15 protein-coding genes are annotated in these 17,070 nt (G+C 46.7%); 8 read left to right on the top strand and 7 right to left on the bottom strand.

Annotated elements, in window-relative coordinates; genetic code table 11:
- Positions 1–79: 79 nt before the first annotated feature.
- Both ACETMN_RS31360 and ACETMN_RS31355 read right to left on the bottom strand, forming a co-directional pair.
- Entirely contained in the window at positions 80–394 is a 315-nt protein-coding gene (locus ACETMN_RS31360; RefSeq protein WP_051449528.1) for a hypothetical protein, read from the bottom strand.
- The gene (locus ACETMN_RS31355; RefSeq protein WP_036612923.1) at positions 384–596 is read right to left on the bottom strand and encodes a helix-turn-helix transcriptional regulator; all 213 of its coding nucleotides are present in this window, start codon (positions 594–596) and stop codon (positions 384–386) included. The genes ACETMN_RS31360 and ACETMN_RS31355 overlap by 11 nt, the downstream gene beginning before the upstream one ends.
- Before the next feature lie 169 nt (positions 597–765).
- Here ACETMN_RS31355 and ACETMN_RS31350 point away from each other — a divergent pair, with 169 nt between their 5' ends.
- Both ACETMN_RS31350 and ACETMN_RS31345 read left to right on the top strand, forming a co-directional pair.
- A complete protein-coding gene (locus ACETMN_RS31350) occupies positions 766–3,078 on the top strand; it encodes a helicase C-terminal domain-containing protein (RefSeq protein WP_411735524.1) in 2,313 nt (770 codons plus the stop codon).
- 197 nt (positions 3,079–3,275) lie between these two features.
- Positions 3,276–4,757 (top strand): alpha-amylase, encoded by a 1,482-nt coding sequence (locus ACETMN_RS31345; RefSeq protein ID WP_105600270.1) that lies wholly within the window; start codon positions 3,276–3,278, stop codon positions 4,755–4,757.
- A gap of 450 nt (positions 4,758–5,207) precedes the next feature.
- On the opposite strand, the gene ACETMN_RS31340 is transcribed toward ACETMN_RS31345, so the two are convergent.
- Both ACETMN_RS31340 and ACETMN_RS31335 read right to left on the bottom strand, forming a co-directional pair.
- Positions 5,208–5,486, bottom strand: coding sequence for a hypothetical protein (locus ACETMN_RS31340; RefSeq protein WP_091012669.1), 279 nt, complete (start codon positions 5,484–5,486; stop codon positions 5,208–5,210).
- Positions 5,487–5,550: 64 nt separating this feature from the next.
- On the bottom strand, positions 5,551–6,294 hold the full coding sequence (locus ACETMN_RS31335; protein WP_105600267.1) for an MBL fold metallo-hydrolase: 744 nt from the start codon (positions 6,292–6,294) through the stop codon (positions 5,551–5,553).
- Between the two features lie 203 nt (positions 6,295–6,497).
- Here ACETMN_RS31335 and uxaC point away from each other — a divergent pair, with 203 nt between their 5' ends.
- The 4 genes from uxaC (at position 6,498) to ACETMN_RS31315 (ending at position 12,465) form a co-directional block, all read left to right on the top strand.
- A complete protein-coding gene (gene uxaC, locus ACETMN_RS31330; protein ID WP_411735523.1) occupies positions 6,498–7,940 on the top strand; it encodes a glucuronate isomerase in 1,443 nt (480 codons plus the stop codon).
- A gap of 384 nt (positions 7,941–8,324) precedes the next feature.
- Entirely contained in the window at positions 8,325–8,867 is a 543-nt protein-coding gene (locus ACETMN_RS31325) for a MarR family winged helix-turn-helix transcriptional regulator (protein WP_074092645.1), read from the top strand.
- Positions 8,864–10,591, top strand: a complete 1,728-nt coding sequence (locus ACETMN_RS31320; RefSeq protein ID WP_341074090.1) for an ABC transporter ATP-binding protein — start codon at positions 8,864–8,866, stop codon at positions 10,589–10,591. The genes ACETMN_RS31325 and ACETMN_RS31320 overlap by 4 nt, the downstream gene beginning before the upstream one ends.
- On the top strand, positions 10,588–12,465 hold the full coding sequence (locus tag ACETMN_RS31315) for an ABC transporter ATP-binding protein (RefSeq protein WP_091012677.1): 1,878 nt from the start codon (positions 10,588–10,590) through the stop codon (positions 12,463–12,465). Before ACETMN_RS31320 ends, ACETMN_RS31315 begins: the two co-directional genes overlap by 4 nt.
- 103 nt (positions 12,466–12,568) lie before the next feature.
- On the opposite strand, the gene ACETMN_RS31310 is transcribed toward ACETMN_RS31315, so the two are convergent.
- A complete protein-coding gene (locus ACETMN_RS31310; protein ID WP_091012679.1) occupies positions 12,569–13,162 on the bottom strand; it encodes a hypothetical protein in 594 nt (197 codons plus the stop codon).
- A gap of 319 nt (positions 13,163–13,481) precedes the next feature.
- Between ACETMN_RS31310 and ACETMN_RS31305 the strand changes: the two genes are divergently transcribed.
- Positions 13,482–14,378 (top strand): diacylglycerol/lipid kinase family protein, encoded by an 897-nt coding sequence (locus ACETMN_RS31305; protein WP_411735522.1) that lies wholly within the window; start codon positions 13,482–13,484, stop codon positions 14,376–14,378.
- 40 nt (positions 14,379–14,418) lie between these two features.
- Here ACETMN_RS31305 and ACETMN_RS31300 read toward each other — a convergent pair whose 3' ends face one another.
- Complete coding sequence (locus tag ACETMN_RS31300) at positions 14,419–15,009, bottom strand: GNAT family N-acetyltransferase (protein ID WP_210109298.1); 591 nt, start codon at positions 15,007–15,009, stop codon at positions 14,419–14,421.
- A 350-nt stretch (positions 15,010–15,359) separates the two neighbouring features.
- Here ACETMN_RS31300 and ACETMN_RS31295 point away from each other — a divergent pair, with 350 nt between their 5' ends.
- Positions 15,360–16,136 (top strand): hypothetical protein, encoded by a 777-nt coding sequence (locus tag ACETMN_RS31295; protein ID WP_411735521.1) that lies wholly within the window; start codon positions 15,360–15,362, stop codon positions 16,134–16,136.
- A 146-nt stretch (positions 16,137–16,282) separates the two neighbouring features.
- On the opposite strand, the gene ACETMN_RS31290 is transcribed toward ACETMN_RS31295, so the two are convergent.
- Positions 16,283–16,918 (bottom strand): TetR/AcrR family transcriptional regulator, encoded by a 636-nt coding sequence (locus ACETMN_RS31290; RefSeq protein WP_411735520.1) that lies wholly within the window; start codon positions 16,916–16,918, stop codon positions 16,283–16,285.
- Positions 16,919–17,070: the final 152 nt, after the last annotated feature.

Here is a 17,070-nt window from a genome sequence, read left to right as displayed (position 1 = left end):
CTCATTAAGTACATTCTATTTCAAGATAGCATATGGGATTGTACGAGTCCAATCGGTTCACATGTATCGGACAGGTGGACTAATTCCGAGCTGAGTAGTATAGGTTTGCCGCAATAGAAGATAAACAATGGATGACAAACACTGCAGTAATAATGAAAAAGGAAAGTGATATCCCATCTAGCATAACTACGAGGATCCAAGCCAGAGCAAGACTGATGGTTGTTGCATTCCAGGAGAAGGCCTTTGCTCTCGTGATACAATAGAGGTACCGCTCATCCAGTCCGTTGTGCTTTTTTGCAATCAACCTTGTGAAAAAAATAATGAGTATGGCAAATAACAAACCAGCTACAATTCCACCGATTCCGATCATCCGATTCAGTAATTCAGAACTCAATATTCTCATCTCCTTCAAAAATAAATAATTCCTCGATCTGACAGCCAAATAATTGGGCAAGCTTGTGAGCAAGCACAAGAGAAGGTTTGTACTTTCCGGATTCCAACGATATGATGGTCTGCCTGGAGACCTTAAGCCGTTGAGACAGTTCTTCCTGTGTGATGTGCATATGTATTCGTTTGTCTCTGATTAGATTTTGCAAGTATATCCTCCCATAAGTAAAGTTCGCTTTACGTAAAGTTAACTTTACTTATGCGACGATGTGATGTCAATCTCTCTTTATAATATTTTCCGCTTCTTCGAGGTGGTGCTGTGTCCAAGAGCATATTTCATGATAAAGTATAATCACTACAAACAGAACGGGTGATCGTATGACAACAACAATTCGGATATCGGTTAGACCTTTGGTGGAGTATGTGTACCGCAGTGGCAGCATACGTCCAGGGTTCCGGACCAATGCCTCGATGCAAGAGGGGACTCGGATTCACCAGCGGGTACAGAAGGAGTACACCGAAGAGGATCTGAAAGAGATTGTGCTCGAAGTTGAGATTCAACATGGGGATCTGACCTACGTGGTGGAGGGACGATGTGATGGCCTGATCCGGTTGGAGGGTCAGTTGACGGTGGATGAGATCAAATCAACTGCGGGCAATCTGGATGATCTGGGAGAAGGACTTCCCGTGCACTGGGCGCAGGCCATGATGTATGCCTATATGTACGCCGTTCAGCAAGATGAACCACGTATGCAAGTGCAGTTGACGTATGTGCATTCGGTAACCCATGAAGAAAGACGGTTTCGCCGAATGGCAGAACGGCAGGAACTGGAGCAGTTTGCGGCAGAAGTGATTGCTGGTTATGCGCCATACGCAGAGATGATCGCTGCGTATGAAGAAAAGCGGGATATCAGTGTGAAAGAGCTGCCGTTTCCTTTTCGCAAATACCGGGAGGGACAGCGGAAACTGGCAGGAGCTGTATACAAAACGATCCGCGAGGGTCAGGGATTGATGGCCAAAGCACCAACAGGCATCGGTAAAACGATGTCCGTACTGTTCCCCACGGTCAAAGCGATTGGCGAAGGCGAAGCGAGCCGATTGTTCTATCTGACTGCGAGGACGACGACACGGGTGGCGGCAGAAGAAGCTTTTGCCCGGATGCAATCGGAAGGATTGAAGATGCATGTGATCAGTCTGACCGCGAAGGACAAGATATGTTTTAAGGAAGAGGAAGCTTGTGATACGGGGCAGTGCGGCATGTGTGAAGGGTATTATGACCGTATTAACGGGGCCGTGCTGGACATGCTGGAACATGAGACGTTGATGACACGTCCGGTCATCGAGCAGTATGCGCGCAAACATCGGGTGTGTCCGTTTGAGTTTTCGCTGGATGCGGCGTATGCAGCCGATGCGGTGATCTGCGATTATAACTATATATTCGATCCGCGGATCTCTCTGAAAAGAATGTTGGAGGAGCAGAAACGCAAGACGGTGTTACTGGTGGACGAGGCTCATAATCTGGTCGATCGTGGCCGAATGATGTTTTCCGCTGAGCTGGAGAAGGCAGTATTTCTGGATGTGAAAAGAGAGTTCCAGTCGCTGGACAGCAGTGTGCCTGCTGCCAAAGCCATTGTTGACTACACCGGGGCCATTGATAAGTATCTGATTACCCTTCGGAAAAACGGTGGAGAAGAAGGAAAGATCATCCAGCAGGAAGCACCGGAGGAACTGATTGAACGACTGGAACCTTTTGTCATGGTTGCGGAGCAATGCCTTGTTGAAGGTGGTTCGGGGAATGCCGAGACGGATCAACTGCTGTTGGATGCCTACTTCACGGCACAGAATTTCCTGCGCATTGCCAAGCTGTATGATGAACGTTTTATTACGTATGCAGAGTGTGTCCGAAGCGAAGTGAGAGTGAAGTTATTTTGTCTCGATCCTTCGGTACTGCTTCGTCAGACTGCCAAAGGCTTCCGCTCCCTCATTCATTTTTCGGCTACCTTGTCACCTCTTCGCTATTATCGGGATATGCTGGGTGCAGAGGAAGAGGATTATACATTGCAGATTCCATCTCCATTTCAGCGCGAACAATTGGATGTGAGACTCCTGCCCTTATCCGTACGTTATAAGGATCGGGAGCAATCCCGGCGGCCCATTGCGGAGATGCTGCAACAGCTGGTAAGTGAGTGGCCGCGCAGTAATCTGATGGTCTTCTTCCCTTCCTACCCTTATATGCGCGAGATATATGAGACCTATGCACAGCTTCCAAGTGAAGCGGATACGGTCATACAAAAGCAAGGCATGAACGAACTGGAACGGGAGCAGTTTTTGGATGGATTTCAGCCGAATCCTGAACGAACACGCTTGGTATTTGCCGTCATGGGTGGCGTATTCTCGGAGGGTGTCGATCTGCCGGGAGACCGCTTGAATGGCGTGGTTGTGGTAGGTGCGGGGCTGCCGCAGATTGGTCTGGAGAACAACGTATTACGTGATTACTATGATCGGACAGGACGCAACGGATTCAATTACGCTTATATTTTCCCAGGGATGAATAAGGTGATGCAGGCAGGTGGACGGCTGATTCGAACGGAGGAAGACAGGGGTGTGCTGGTGCTGGTCGATGATCGTTTTATCCAAGAACCGTATCGTTCCCTGTTGCCCGAGGAGTGGCGGGACTATAAACGAATTTGATGAATGAACTACGGATGAAATGATCCATGTATATAAGTTGAAATAATCATTTACACGATTTTTCTCAGATTTCTTTCCTTTATATGATTGAAGGGTAGGGTGAAAGGGTTATAACTTGGTTAGCAACGAACGAACAACGGCGATTACCCTATCCGTTCCGCGGTCCGCTTCGAAAGCAATCAAGGAGGTCGGTTATAATGAAGAGAAATCATACCATGATGCAGTTTTTTGAATGGCACCTGGCTGCAGACGGAGATCATTGGAAGCGACTGGCTGAAATGGCCCCGGAACTGAAAGCCAAAGGCATTGACTCGGTATGGGTACCACCCGTAACCAAGGCAGTGTCAGCAGAAGATACAGGTTATGGTGTATATGATCTGTACGATCTGGGCGAATTTGATCAAAAGGGTACCGTACGGACCAAATATGGCACCAAGCAGGAACTGGTGGAGGCCATTGCTGAGTGTCAGAAGAACGGCATTGCCGTCTATGTGGATCTGGTTATGAATCACAAGGCCGGAGCAGATGAGACGGAAGTGTTCAAAGTGATCGAGGTTGATCCCAATGATCGAACGAAGGAAATTTCCGAGCCGTTCGAAATTGAGGGCTGGACCAAATTCACATTTCCGGGTCGCGGAGATCAATACTCCTCCTTTAAGTGGAGCTCTGAACATTTCAACGGTACAGACTTTGACGCCAAGGGAGAACGAACAGGTGTATTCCGCATCGCAGGAGAGAATAAAAAATGGAATGAGAATGTCGATGATGAGTTTGGCAACTATGACTATCTGATGTTCGCCAATATAGATTATAACCACCCGGATGTTCGGCGCGAGATGATTGATTGGGGAAAATGGCTGATCGATACCCTCCAGTGTGGTGGGTTCCGGCTGGATGCGATTAAGCATATCAACCACGAATTCATCAAGGAGTTCGCAGCAGAGATGATCCGCAAACGCGGTCAGGATTTCTACATCGTAGGTGAGTTCTGGAATTCGAACCTGGATGCATGTCGTGAATTCCTTGATACGGTAGACTATCAGATCGACCTGTTTGACGTGTCTCTTCACTACAAGTTGCATGAGGCTTCGCTTGCAGGTAGAGACTTTGATCTCTCCAAAATTTTTGATGATACCTTGGTGCAGACACATCCTACCCATGCGGTAACTTTTGTAGATAACCATGACTCCCAACCTCATGAAGCGTTGGAATCATGGATTGGTGATTGGTTTAAGCCGAGCGCTTATGCGTTGACGTTATTACGTCGCGATGGTTATCCGGTTGTATTTTACGGGGATTATTATGGCATTGGTGGACCTGAACCTGTGGATGGCAAAAAAGAAATTCTGGACATTCTGCTGTCTGCCCGTTGCAACAAGGCGTATGGAGAGCAGGAAGATTACTTCGATCACGCCAATACGATTGGCTGGGTTCGTCGTGGCGTAGAGGAAATCGAAGGTTCCGGTTGTGCGGTGGTCATCTCCAACGGCGATGACGGCGAGAAGAGAATGTTCGTCGGAGAGCATCGAGCTGGTGAAGTCTGGGTGGATCTGACGAAGAGCTGTGAGGATCAGATTACCATTGGGAAAGACGGCTGGGCCACCTTCCATGTGTGCGGTGGGGGCGTGTCGGTATGGGCCCTTCCCGAACAGAATGAGGACTGCGCTGACGCTGAGTAATGGCATGTGCCAGGCAGGATAAGAAAAGGTACACCGATTGATATGAAAACAGTATATAGATTGATCGTTAAACCATCTGAACAGGAGAGCGAGTATACCTGTGTCCAGGTGGTTTTTTGCATTTTTCTAGGTACAACTAAAACTCCATCCTAACGAACTGAGGGCACCTTATTTGTACTGAATTAGCGTTATTGGAATTCTAACGAATCTCAGTAACCTTATTACTCTCAAAAACGATTGAAATAGCGCCAATTGGAGCAACATCACCAGATTAACGTGTTTGAGTTTCGTTCGAATACTGGTAACTCGGATTTCAGCCGAATAAGGCCTCTCAGATTCGTTAGCTTAACTGAGTTAAGGCTCGCCGCCATAGGCAAACGAATCACTGCTGCAAGTGAAAACATGAAATGAGAAAGGAATCAGCTTAGATTTAACAGCAGGATAAGGTTATTACTCTTCAAAATACTGATTCATCGTATCCCACATTTGATTGAACTCACTTCGTTCCATTGAAAATGCTCCAGGCTTCTCAGGTTTATGATGAGAAGTTGGCTCAAAGTTTAAGTATTCATGGTGTGTAGTACACTCATAGTTTTTGCTGTTAATGAGGAATTCAACTCTATCCTTAAAGGGTCTTTCCAGTAATTTAACCACCATGATGTCTCCACTACTGGTGCTTCTTGCAGGAGAATATATCAGAAAGTAACCTTGTTCAATTCGATATTCCATAGCAATGACCTCCATTAGAATATAGATCGAATACGATAATATCCGATGTCCTCTCTCCGTTTACCTACTTCAGTTCAAATGATTCCAACGTACCAACCATCCGCAGATCATGCGCGCGGTTGAACTGTTCCCGTTTGTCCGCATCCGCGTACTCATCATGATAATGCATCAGTACGGTTTTCTGTCTCACTTCCGCGGGTAACTGCTCCAGATCCTTCAATGAGGTATGGGATTTGATCACCAGATCATGCATATGACATTCATGGAAAATCAGCTGCACATCAGCGGCAACTTGCTCCACCCGTTCCTGGTCGAGTGTACTGTCTGCACTGTAATAGAAGTAAGGCTTGGCGAGAAGCCCATTGCTGACCATACCGGGAACATGTTGGGTCCGAAACGTCTCAAACGTCACGCCGCCCAGTTCGAATGTGCCTCCATCTGGCAGGGGAACGACATCATAGTAATCGCTCATGGTACGTTCACCATCTGTTGTGTAGCGCATTCCGGGGGATAGAATGTTCCAGAGTGGATCTACCAATTGTTCATGGATGAACAGACGGGGTTTGCGGTCGCCTACAATCTGTGCGTAATAACCCAGCATCTGTACACCGTTAATATGATCCTCATGCAGGTGGGTAATGAACACGTTGTGGATATCGGTCATTGGAAAACCGTATTCCTTGAGTGCTTTGGCATTCGATTCCGGAAAATCAATGACCAGATGCGTGTCACCGAATTCAGCCAGCATACTATTGTGGTGCTGCTCCACGCTAAACATATCTCCTGTGCCCAGAAAAGTAACTTTCAATTCATTTCATCTCCTTGTGTGATCTTCAGATCAGCATCCTTGCGTTAAATCCAGTATACCCTGTTCCCGAATATATGCCTAAATCAACCTTTTTTGATAACGCTATCATTTTATATTGAACTTTGATGATAAACAGTGTAGCGTAAAGATGGGAAGTGAACCCATATGAACGTAAACTCACCTAAAGGGAGCGTGCGAGGCGAATGAAATCTTTTCTGGATGAACAATTTTTGCTGCACAATGAAACGGCGATCAAGTTATATGAGGATTATGCCAAAGACATGCCGATTATTGATTATCATTGCCACCTCAGTCCTCAGGAGATCTACGAGAACAAAACCTTTGGCAATCTTACAGAGGCTTGGTTATACGGTGATCACTATAAGTGGCGGCTCATGCGCGCAAACGGAATTGAAGAGCAATATGTGACCGGCGGCGGAGGAGTGACTGATTACGATCGTTTCCTGGCTTACGCCAAAACGGTCCCTATGATGATCGGTAATCCGCTGTATGCCTGGTCTCACTTGGAATTACAGCGATATTTCGGCGTCTACGAAGTATTGAATGAGACAAGCGCACCGGCCATCTGGGAAAAAGTAAATGCCAAACTGAACAGTGACGGATTCGGTGCACGTGATCTGATTACCAAATCCAATGTCACTGTTGTGTGCACAACCGATGACCCAACGGATTCTCTGGAGTATCATCTAAAGATTCAGGAAATCGAAGGCTTTGACACGGCGGTATTACCTTCTTTCCGCCCGGATAAAGGCTTGGAATTGAACCGGGATACCTTCGTGGAATGGGTGGGCAAGCTGTCGCAGGCATCTGGCACTGCCATTTCAGATTATGAATCCTTCCTTGCTGCGCTGGAGTCACGTGTGGAATTCTTCCATTCTGTCGGCGGCAGAGTCTCTGACCATGCACTCGATTATGTCCCTTACGGTGTGGCTACGCGAGAGGAAGCAGCTGCCATCTTTGCCAAGGCACTTGCGGATCAGAAGGTAAGTCGTGAGGAAGAGGACAAGTACAAGACAGTGACGCTGACGTTCCTTGGCAAACTGTATGCAGAGCGGGGCTGGGTGATGCAGTTCCACATTAATGCAGCCCGTAACAACAATACGCGGATGTTTGCCAAGCTTGGGCCAGATACCGGTTACGATGCCGTGAATGATACACCGCTATCATCAGCAATGATTGGATTGCTTGATGCGTTAGAGCAGCAGCAGGCGTTACCCAAAACGATTCTGTATTCCTTAAATCCAAGGGACAACGAAGTGCTCGCGGCGATCATCGGCAGCTTCCAGGGCGGGGGCATTCCGGGCAAAATCCAGCTTGGTGCAGCATGGTGGTTCAATGATACGAAGGATGGCATGATCGCTCAGATGAAGGCACTGGCGAATGTGGGTCTGCTCAGCCGTTTTGTTGGCATGCTGACCGATTCACGCAGCTTCCTGTCCTACACCCGGCATGAGTACTTCCGTCGTCTGGTCTGCAACCTTATCGGTGAATGGGCCGAACAAGGGGAGGCACCGCAGGATATGGAGCTGCTTGGTCAGATCGTACAGGGCATCGCCTACAACAATGCAAAAGAGTATTTCCCGTTTGCTTCAGTTCCTAAAACAGTCTCTGCTTCACAGTCCTGATGATTAACAAGCGCATCTAATCATGCAAGTTATGCAATAAGAAGATTCTCTAGTTTCTACTTTTCAAACGTAATAAAAATGCTCCCATTTCTTACCCCGGGTCATCATCCACTGGAGTAAGGAATGGGAGCTTCTTTGTAAGTTGAATTCATGGAATTGCACATAATAAGTATATCTGGCTCCAATGACGGCAAAATGACAAAACCCATAATCAAGCGCGTGTATGCTCTTGATTATGGGTTTATATTGGTTATTTTTAGATGTTTGACATTCATTTCTTACGATAATATACTTAGTACACCTAATTAATTGTACTGCTATTTAATAGATGTCCTATGATGTTGGATGTCTATGGAATGATAAAGAAAGAAGGAGGGACCCATTATGACTGGTATAGATCCGGTCGCTCAGAAGCTTTTGTACTCCATTATGCAGTTTAATAAAGGCAAATGGAGGCAACATAAACCTCATGGGCGCAATCACAATGAAATTATGGTGCTGGGTTGTTTACTCCACGGGATGCATCCGGGAGAACAATTGAACTGGCAGGACAATCCACCTGATTTCAATGACACGATCGAATCCAATCATCCCGGGATGAAAGTCTCGGAAATCAGCGCATTGCTACGAGTGAAGTCACCGACCATTACACCCGTTATTCGTGGCCTTGAAGATGAGGGGCTGGTCAAACGGACGATGGACCCGGAGGATCGCCGTGCTGTCCGCATCACGATTACTGAAGCAGGTCGTGAAATTATTCGGGCTGCTCACCAAGAGCGCATGGAAATATTCAATAAGTTAGTTGAGCATTTGGGTGAGCAAGACAGTACTCAGCTGGCTGAGTTGTTGACAAAGGTATACACCTTTTTTGATACATTAACTTCCTTGCAAAAGGATGATTCGACAAGAGGAGATGATACGCCATGATGAAACTGTTTAGCATGCTGAAGCCATACCGAATTCCGATTATTTTCATTCTGGTGTTGGTACTGTTTCAGTCGCTTGCTGAATTGTACCTGCCTACGTTAATGGCAGATATTGTGAATGACGGCATCATTAAAGGGGATATCCCGTATATCTGGCAGATTGGTGGATGGATGTTGGTCATTGCGATTGGCGGAACAGCGTGTTCGGTGATTGCCAGTTATCTCTCATCTCGAACAGCGGGTGGATTTGCCAAACAACTGCGGAGCAGAGTATTTCGCCATGTGGAGAACTTCTCTCTCCAGGAGTTCGATAAGATGGGTACTGCTTCACTGATTACGCGTACGACGAATGACATCACCCAGGTACAGAATGTACTTACAATGATGCTGCGAATGATGATTATGGCTCCGCTCATGTGTATCGGGGGTATCTTCATGGCGGTATCTCAGGACGCCAAATTGTCTACGATTTTCCTGGTCGTGCTTCCGGTACTGGGTGGAGCTATTGCGCTGATTGGTGCCAAGGGTTTGCCTTTGTTCAAAACCATTCAGAAAAAGCTGGACCGTCTCAACCTGGTGCTGCGTGAGCAGTTAACAGGGATTCGGGTTGTACGTTCATTCAACCGCGGGGAGCATGAGAAAGTGCGCTTTAACGGGGCCAACACAGAACTGAGAGATTCATCGATCAAAGTTAATGTGCTCATGGCGACCATCATGCCTGTGATGATGCTGGTTATGAACTTTTCGATGATTGCCATCCTTTATTTTGGTGGAATGCGGATCGACAGCGGCAATATGAATATCGGTGCATTGATTGCCTTCATCCAATATGCAATGCAAATCATGTTCTCACTGATTATGGTTTCGATGATCTTTGTCATGATTCCAAGAGCTTCAGCATCGGCAGAACGGATCAACGAAGTGCTTGATATGCAGCCGGATCTTAGCAATCCCGAGCAGCCTCGTGGTATGAAATCCATGCAGGGTATGATTGAGTTTGACAATGTAACTTTCCGTTATCCAGGTGCAGAGAATCCAGCTTTGTCCGATATCTCCTTCACAGCTCGCTCAGGTGAGACAACAGCCATCATTGGCGGTACGGGTTCTGGGAAATCGACATTGCTCAGTCTTATTCCACGATTCTATGATGTGACCGAGGGCAGTGTTCGGGTAAATGGTACGGATGTGCGTGAAATTCGGCAGGAAGATTTGCGTGCCAAAATTGGCTTTGTACCACAAAAGGCAGTTCTCTTCACGGGTACAATTACGGAGAATATTCGTCACGGGAAAGACGATGCCACAATGGATGAAATTGTTCATGCGGCCCGTACGGCTCAGGCGGAGAACTTCATTACCGAGATGAAAGAGGGATATGACAGCCTTATCGCACAAGGCGGTAACAACGTATCGGGTGGACAAAAGCAACGTCTGTCCATCGCTCGCGCACTTGTTCGCCGTCCAGAAGTTTATATCTTTGATGACAGTTTCTCTGCTCTTGATTTCAAAACGGATGCTAAACTTCGTGCTGCGCTGAAGTCCGAAACGACAGAAGCGGCTGTGCTAATTGTTGCGCAACGCGTAAGTACAGTAATGGATGCCGATCGCATTTTGGTTATGGATGAGGGCCGAATTGTCGGTTCAGGAACACATAAAGAGCTGCTGGAGCACAATGAAGTGTATCGCGAGATTGTATCCTCCCAGCTGACAGAGGAGGAGATCGCATGAGTGAACGTACAGAACGCAAGTCGCCTCGTCCCCATGGTGGGCCGGGTCCAGGTCCCGGAATGGGCATGCGACCTCCCGCTGAGAAAGCAAAAGATTTCAAAGGCACACTGCGTCGCTTGATTCGTTATCTCCAGCCCCATAGTTCTCGTCTACTTGGTGTGCTGGTTGCAGCCATTTTGAGTACCGTATTCAGCATCATCAGTCCAAAAGTTATGGCAGAAGGAACGGATATACTCAGTAAAGGCGCCATTGCCATCCTCCAGGGTGTACAGGGAGCCGGGATTGATTTTCCTGCATTGATGAAAGTATTATACCTGCTGGGCGGACTCTATCTGTTCAGTGCTGCATTTATGTATGTTCAACAATACCTGATGGCCGGTGTGGCCCAACGTGTTGTGTATGACATGCGTGAGCAGATCAGTGCGAAGGTTGGACGTCTTCCTTTGAAATATTTTGACTCCCGCACAACTGGGGAGACACTTAGCCGTGCCACGAATGACGTGGACAATATCAGTAATACACTTCAGCAAAGTTTGGCACAGTTCATTACGTCCATCGTCACAATTGTCGGCGTAATTATCATGATGCTGACGATTAGTCCATGGATGACACTGATCACGATTTTGACGTTGCCACTCAGTGTGGTTGTTGTCATGCTGGTCGCTTCCCGTTCGCAAAAGCACTTTGCGGGTCAACAGAAATCCCTTGGGGAACTGAACGGTCATGTCGAAGAGATGTACACGGGACACAAGGTTGTCAAAGCATTTGGACGCGAAGAACAATCGGTACAGCAATTCGAGAAAGTCAATGAAGAACTGTATGAATCCGGTTGGAAAGCCCAGTTTATCTCCGGTATTATTATGCCGCTCATGAGTTTTGTCGGTAACCTGGGTTATGTACTGATCTGTGTGGTTGGTGGGATTTTCGTTACACGCGGATCGATCTCCATCGGGGATATTCTGGCCTTCACGCAGTACTCCCGTCAATTCACACAACCGATTAACCAGATTGCTAATATCTCCAATATCATTCAATCAACGATTGCTTCGGCAGAACGGGTATTTGAGTTGCTGGATGAAGAGGAAGAAGTTCCGGAGTCCAAACAACCCGTGCAACTACAGCAGCCTAAAGGTGCGGTTACATTCCAAGGTGTTAATTTTGGATATAAAGAAAATGAACTGCTCATTCATAACATGAATATTGATGTAAAACCGGGACAGACGGTAGCCATTGTTGGACCAACGGGAGCCGGTAAAACGACCCTGATCAACCTGTTAATGCGTTTCTACGAAATTCAGGATGGTCGGATTACGATTGACGGTGCCGACATTAAGGACATGGAGCGTGGCAAGCTGCGCAGTCTGTTCGGCATGGTGCTTCAGGATACCTGGTTGTTCAACGGAACGATTCGGGACAACATCGCCTATGGTCGAGAAGATTCTACGGAAGAGGATGTAATCAAGGCAGCCGTTGCGGCACATGCGGATCACTTTATCCGTACACTGCCTGATGGTTATGATACGGTGCTGAATGAAGAGGCGTCGAACATCTCTCAAGGGCAGAAACAGTTGCTGACCATTGCAAGAGCGATTCTGGCGAACCCGGCCATCCTCATTCTGGATGAAGCGACGAGTAGCGTGGATACACGGACTGAAGTATTTATCCAGAAAGCAATGAATGATCTGATGAAGGATCGCACAAGCTTTGTCATTGCACACCGTTTGTCTACCATTCGCGGCGCTGATCTGATCCTGGTTATGGATCATGGTAACGTGATTGAACAGGGCAATCATGATGAATTGATGGCGAGTCAAGGTTTCTACGCGGATCTGTACAATAGTCAGTTTGCGGAGCAGCAACCGCAGGCGATCTGATTACAGATGTAACTAACAGGAATAGCCGGGAGCATCCCTAGGGGTGCTCCCGGCTATTTGTCGTATATCCAGAGGATTGACATTAGGATATGGATTGTTTTATTTATTGATCCTTAGACTCCTTCGCAGGTTCATCAGTGTCGTTGCTAGAGACAGACTTCACTTCTACCTTCACGTCGTCGCTGTTAGCTTCCTCCAGCGCAGACGGAGCCGGTTCACCCGGAATTAATTCGCGCTGCTCAATCATACGTTTCACAACCTCATAACAGTCATCCACATGTTTGTTACCAACATAGCGCATGGCTGTGAAGCTGAGTGCGGCAGCCAGTCCCTGTCCTGCAAATGGGACGAATTTGGCGACCGATTTGGTGGCTACGCGTACGCCGACTCTTTTCAGAACCTGTACCACCAATTCCTTGGTGATCATACGACCGATGACTTTGCTTCCGATGGACATGACGAATCCATAGATCATGGATTTGGTCTCGGGGTCCATGCCGTCCAGCTGTTTTTGTGATAATCCGAATTTATTGTTAATGGCAGGCAGCAACTGCATCAGCATCCCCACATCAGCCAGTACGTCTGTACCGGGCAGCGGAACGAGTGTTGTACCGGCGGAAGCGGTAGCTCTTTTGCGAACCATGGTACGGCATTCCTTGCGAACTTGCTCCAATTGTTCCAACGTTGCCGGAATCATAGGGAATCCCTCCATTCGTATATGGTATAGATATAACCGTTTTGACTCGATTTGAATGGGTTCTCACCAGCAAAATTTGCAGCCTTATGACATTAAGGTGCGGAGAAATCCTCATTCTCATGCATAAATCTGGTTAAAAAAGGAATTGGTTTATGGATAAACGGGCCATCTAGCTATTACGAATTGAATGAGGATTAGGATGCATACCTTATTGGGAAACATATTCGGAATCATGATGAGTGCTTAGCGAAGGGCTTGTTGTTTACGGCTTCAACCTTTGTGGGTAAAGGTTAACAAGCATTGGAATGGAGGAAGAGGGATGGAATTTAACAAAGCGTTGTTAATTCATCATCATCATTCGGGCAAGGCCAATCGTGAGAATACAGTGGGCCTTGTGGCTGGTGTGCTGGCTACCGCTGTCCATGAACTTGTCATTGTGCGTACGGATGAAGCTGGTGAAGGAGAGAAGCTGTTTCGTGAGCGCGGGGAACAATTTGATGTGGTGTTTATCCTGGGTGGGGATGGCACGGTGCATGAATGCGTGAATGGACTGGCCGATCTGCAACATCCTCCGTTGATTGGTATATTGCCTGGAGGCACGTGTAATGACTTTGCGCGTTCGCTCGGGATTTCACCGGATGCAGAGACTGCGGCACAAGAAATGCTGGCAGGTCGGGTGGTATCCATTGATGTTGGACGGGCTAATGATCGGGTGTTCACGAACTTTTTTGGCATTGGCTTGATCAGTGATGCTTCGCAGAATATTAACGAGAATCTGAAAGGCGCGCTGGGTAAGCTTAGTTACTTCATCAGCACGTTACAGACAATTAGTCATACAGAGCCGTTTCGATACCAACTGGAGGCGGATGGGAAAGAGATGGAAGGCGAAGCTGTGATGATCTACGCAGCCAATGGCCGTTTTCTGGGAACGAATGCCCTGCCCTTTGCACCGGATGCGTTGCAGGATGGCGAACTGGACGTGCTCATTATTCATGAGACAGGCATTCCGCTGCTGCGAGAGATTCTGTCGCACAAGCCGGAGGGAGATTGGCAGCCTCAGAGTGAGAGCATTTCATACTTCAAGACATCTACGTTAAAAGTGAAGACAGATGCCCCAATGTCAGCCGACACGGATGGCGAATTGTATATGAAGACACCCGCCGAGCTGTCGGTGCTCACGGGTCATCTGAAGTTTCTAACCGGGGAGGGTTATTAAATCCCCCGGTTTTTTGGTTTGATTTTGGCTGAACGGAAACTTAATTATTACCTGACGGATCTTTCATATGACGTTGCCTGAACTCATCCTCCAGCATGCTCATCTGAATGGCATCATGATATTGGTGATTGTAGAACAAGACATCCCGCTTCACACCCTCGCGCTGGAATCCGAGTTTCTCATACGTGCGAATGGCTCGCTCGTTGAAGGCGTACACCTCAAGCTCGATTCGATGCAGGTTACAGATGCCGAAGCCGTAGTCCAGCATAAGCAGTAATGCCTCGCTACCGTAGCCTTTTCCTTGATGCTCCACCCGATCGATGGCAACCCGGATGTGTGCACTGCGATTCTTGGCATGCATGTCCATCAGGACGACATCTCCGATGATCTGGTCATTTTCCTGTAAAGCAATAAGTAGCATGAGTCTGGTGTCATCTTGTGCAGCGCTCTCAACATAACGTTCAACCTGAGCGCGTGTGAAACTATTCTGTGTTCCTGTCAGCCTGCGCATCTCGGCGTCAAACAGACCGGGGAAGTAAGCATCCACATCTGTAATCTCGAAAGGACGCAGGTATATGCGCTTTGTTTCCAGCAGACGGGGGATGCGTGGGGATGATTTTGGTGGTGACATGGTTTTTCCTCCTATGGGTTCAAGGTTTGTATTAATCATGTTATGTATCGTATAAGTCAACGGGAAATAGATAATTAACAACACTTTACCATATTTTCTCATGCTTGTAGCTATAATGGTCGATATAAGTATTGTCGTGCTTGCTAAGTCGAAGAGAAACTCATTTTTGAAGATTCGTATTACTCTGCTCGAATTACATACTTTGATTTGCTGTACTGTATACAAAGCTGTGTTGTAGTAAACCAGACATTCATAGTTTAAAGAGGCATATCAGTTTAATCTTAGCAGGCCGATAGATTCTATAAAAATAGAAATGGGGATTTACAGAAATGCGAAAGTTAGAGAATTGTTTGAAGTGGTTTACTGTTTTTTTAATTTTGGTTACACCGCTGTTTACTTCACCGGGACAGGTCTCAGCAGCGAAAAAAGAGATCTATATTACTCTTTCTGGTGAAAAACACAAATATGTGGGAGAAGTCAAAAATGGCGTACCTAATGGTAAAGGAATATCCTATTTTTCAAATGGGAAGAAGAGCTTTGAAGGTAAGTTTGTAGCGGGAAGGCCTCATGAAGGAAAAAGGTATAACGCAGATGGAAAGCTGTACTCGGATATTTCTAATGGACAGGGAAAGCTCTACTACCCAAATGGAAAGTTTAATTATGTTGGTAAGGTGGATATGGAAACATGGCTTCCTTCAGGTAAGGGCACCGAATATTATCCAGATGGAACAGTTAAATATAAGGGCGATTTTTTGAAGGGTTCGTTTCATGGTCAAGGTAAGTGGTATACAGAATCTGGTGAGATGTTCTATCAGGGCACATTTAAGAATGGATTGCCACAGGGACAAGGTAAAACATATCAATATGGAGAAATTGCCTATGTTGGTGCATTTGATAAAGGAGTACCCACGTATTCTGGCAAAATTAAATTGTACGAAGATGGTGTAATCATCTATGATGGGCAGGCTAAAAATGGAGCTATTACCGGCAAAGGTAAAGGGTACTTGAACGGTAAGTTAGTCTATGTGGGCATGTTTAAGAACGGAAGACCAACGGGTGAAGGTAAATTCTATACGGAGAATAGTAGTGATGGCCCTAATATATCTATTTATATCACTGTTGACTAAGTAACAGGTAAGTAATTACAGAATCAATACAACATTGTCGGGAGCAGAGTCCTATAATCATGTTTAGATTTCAACCAATAAACCATCGGTAGGTGTGTTCATTACATCGCCCGATGGTTTTTTGGCATAACTGCTTAGAGATACAGCTATATATTCTCGCTCCGCTTAACTGCTCCATCCAGAAACAGGGCAACAAGTTCCCGTGCAAGTTCCTCAATGCTGCCGCCATTCATGCTGCGCACATCTTCGCGGTTCGCGAGCATGAGCAGTGACGTAAATGCATGGGCAAGCAGCATGGGACTGGCAACACGCAAATAACCATTGTCCATCTCCTGCTTGAAGTGGGTCGCAAGGACCTCGAAGATCTGAACCTCAGCTTCTCGAATCTGGCTGAGTTGCTCCGTATTCAGATGTTTCTCGGCTTCTCGCATCATGCTCTCCGTCTCAATATGGGAGTGCTGCATCTTCGCTTGCGCTACCTTGATCAGCCGCTCTTGTAATGTGCCAGATTCATCCAGGCGGAGTGAAGTCTGCTGCATGCTCATCGTCATTATGCGGGTAATGGCAACGGTGAACAGATCGGCTTTGCTGGTGAAGTGATAATAGATTGATGCTTTGGTTACATTGCATAGTGAAGCAATCTGCTGGAGAGAGACGGGTTCATACCCATATTCCATAAACAGACGTGAAGCTGTCATCAATATATTGGTTTGCACAGATGCTTGATCGACGCCCGTTTTGGGTCTGCCCGGTGACCGGGGGATGTTTGTTTTTTTGTTCATAATCACTGACCTCTTTACGTATTTAATCGCTAGTTTAGGAAGTTCACAAATTAGGCATTGCAAAATTAACCTTCCGGTATATATAATTAACTCAATTATACTATGACCCATGGTTCATTACTACACCATCATATATATTAGGGCTTCATAGA

It is taken from the genome of Paenibacillus sp. M2, from assembly GCF_046713495.1.
GTDB classification, from domain to species: domain Bacteria; phylum Bacillota; class Bacilli; order Paenibacillales; family Paenibacillaceae; genus Paenibacillus; species Paenibacillus amylolyticus_B.
This window is presented reverse-complemented; position numbering and strand designations above follow the sequence as displayed.

Excerpts from the sequence above, each read along its gene's own strand:
- ACETMN_RS31310 (WP_091012679.1), bottom strand. The coding sequence starts at position 13,162 with ATGATTCCGGCAACGTTGGAACAATTGGAGCAAGTTCGCAAGGAATGC.
- ACETMN_RS31290 (WP_411735520.1), bottom strand. The coding sequence starts at position 16,918 with ATGAACAAAAAAACAAACATCCCCCGGTCACCGGGCAGACCCAAAACG.
- ACETMN_RS31345 (WP_105600270.1), top strand. The coding sequence starts at position 3,276 with ATGAAGAGAAATCATACCATGATGCAGTTTTTTGAATGGCACCTGGCT.
- ACETMN_RS31340 (WP_091012669.1), bottom strand. The coding sequence starts at position 5,486 with ATGGAATATCGAATTGAACAAGGTTACTTTCTGATATATTCTCCTGCA.
- ACETMN_RS31300 (WP_210109298.1), bottom strand. The coding sequence starts at position 15,009 with ATGTCACCACCAAAATCATCCCCACGCATCCCCCGTCTGCTGGAAACA.
- ACETMN_RS31320 (WP_341074090.1), top strand. The coding sequence starts at position 8,864 with ATGATGAAACTGTTTAGCATGCTGAAGCCATACCGAATTCCGATTATT.
- ACETMN_RS31305 (WP_411735522.1), top strand. The coding sequence starts at position 13,482 with ATGGAATTTAACAAAGCGTTGTTAATTCATCATCATCATTCGGGCAAG.
- ACETMN_RS31315 (WP_091012677.1), top strand. The coding sequence starts at position 10,588 with ATGAGTGAACGTACAGAACGCAAGTCGCCTCGTCCCCATGGTGGGCCG.
- uxaC (WP_411735523.1), top strand. The coding sequence starts at position 6,498 with ATGAAATCTTTTCTGGATGAACAATTTTTGCTGCACAATGAAACGGCG.
- ACETMN_RS31325 (WP_074092645.1), top strand. The coding sequence starts at position 8,325 with ATGACTGGTATAGATCCGGTCGCTCAGAAGCTTTTGTACTCCATTATG.
- ACETMN_RS31350 (WP_411735524.1), top strand. The coding sequence starts at position 766 with ATGACAACAACAATTCGGATATCGGTTAGACCTTTGGTGGAGTATGTG.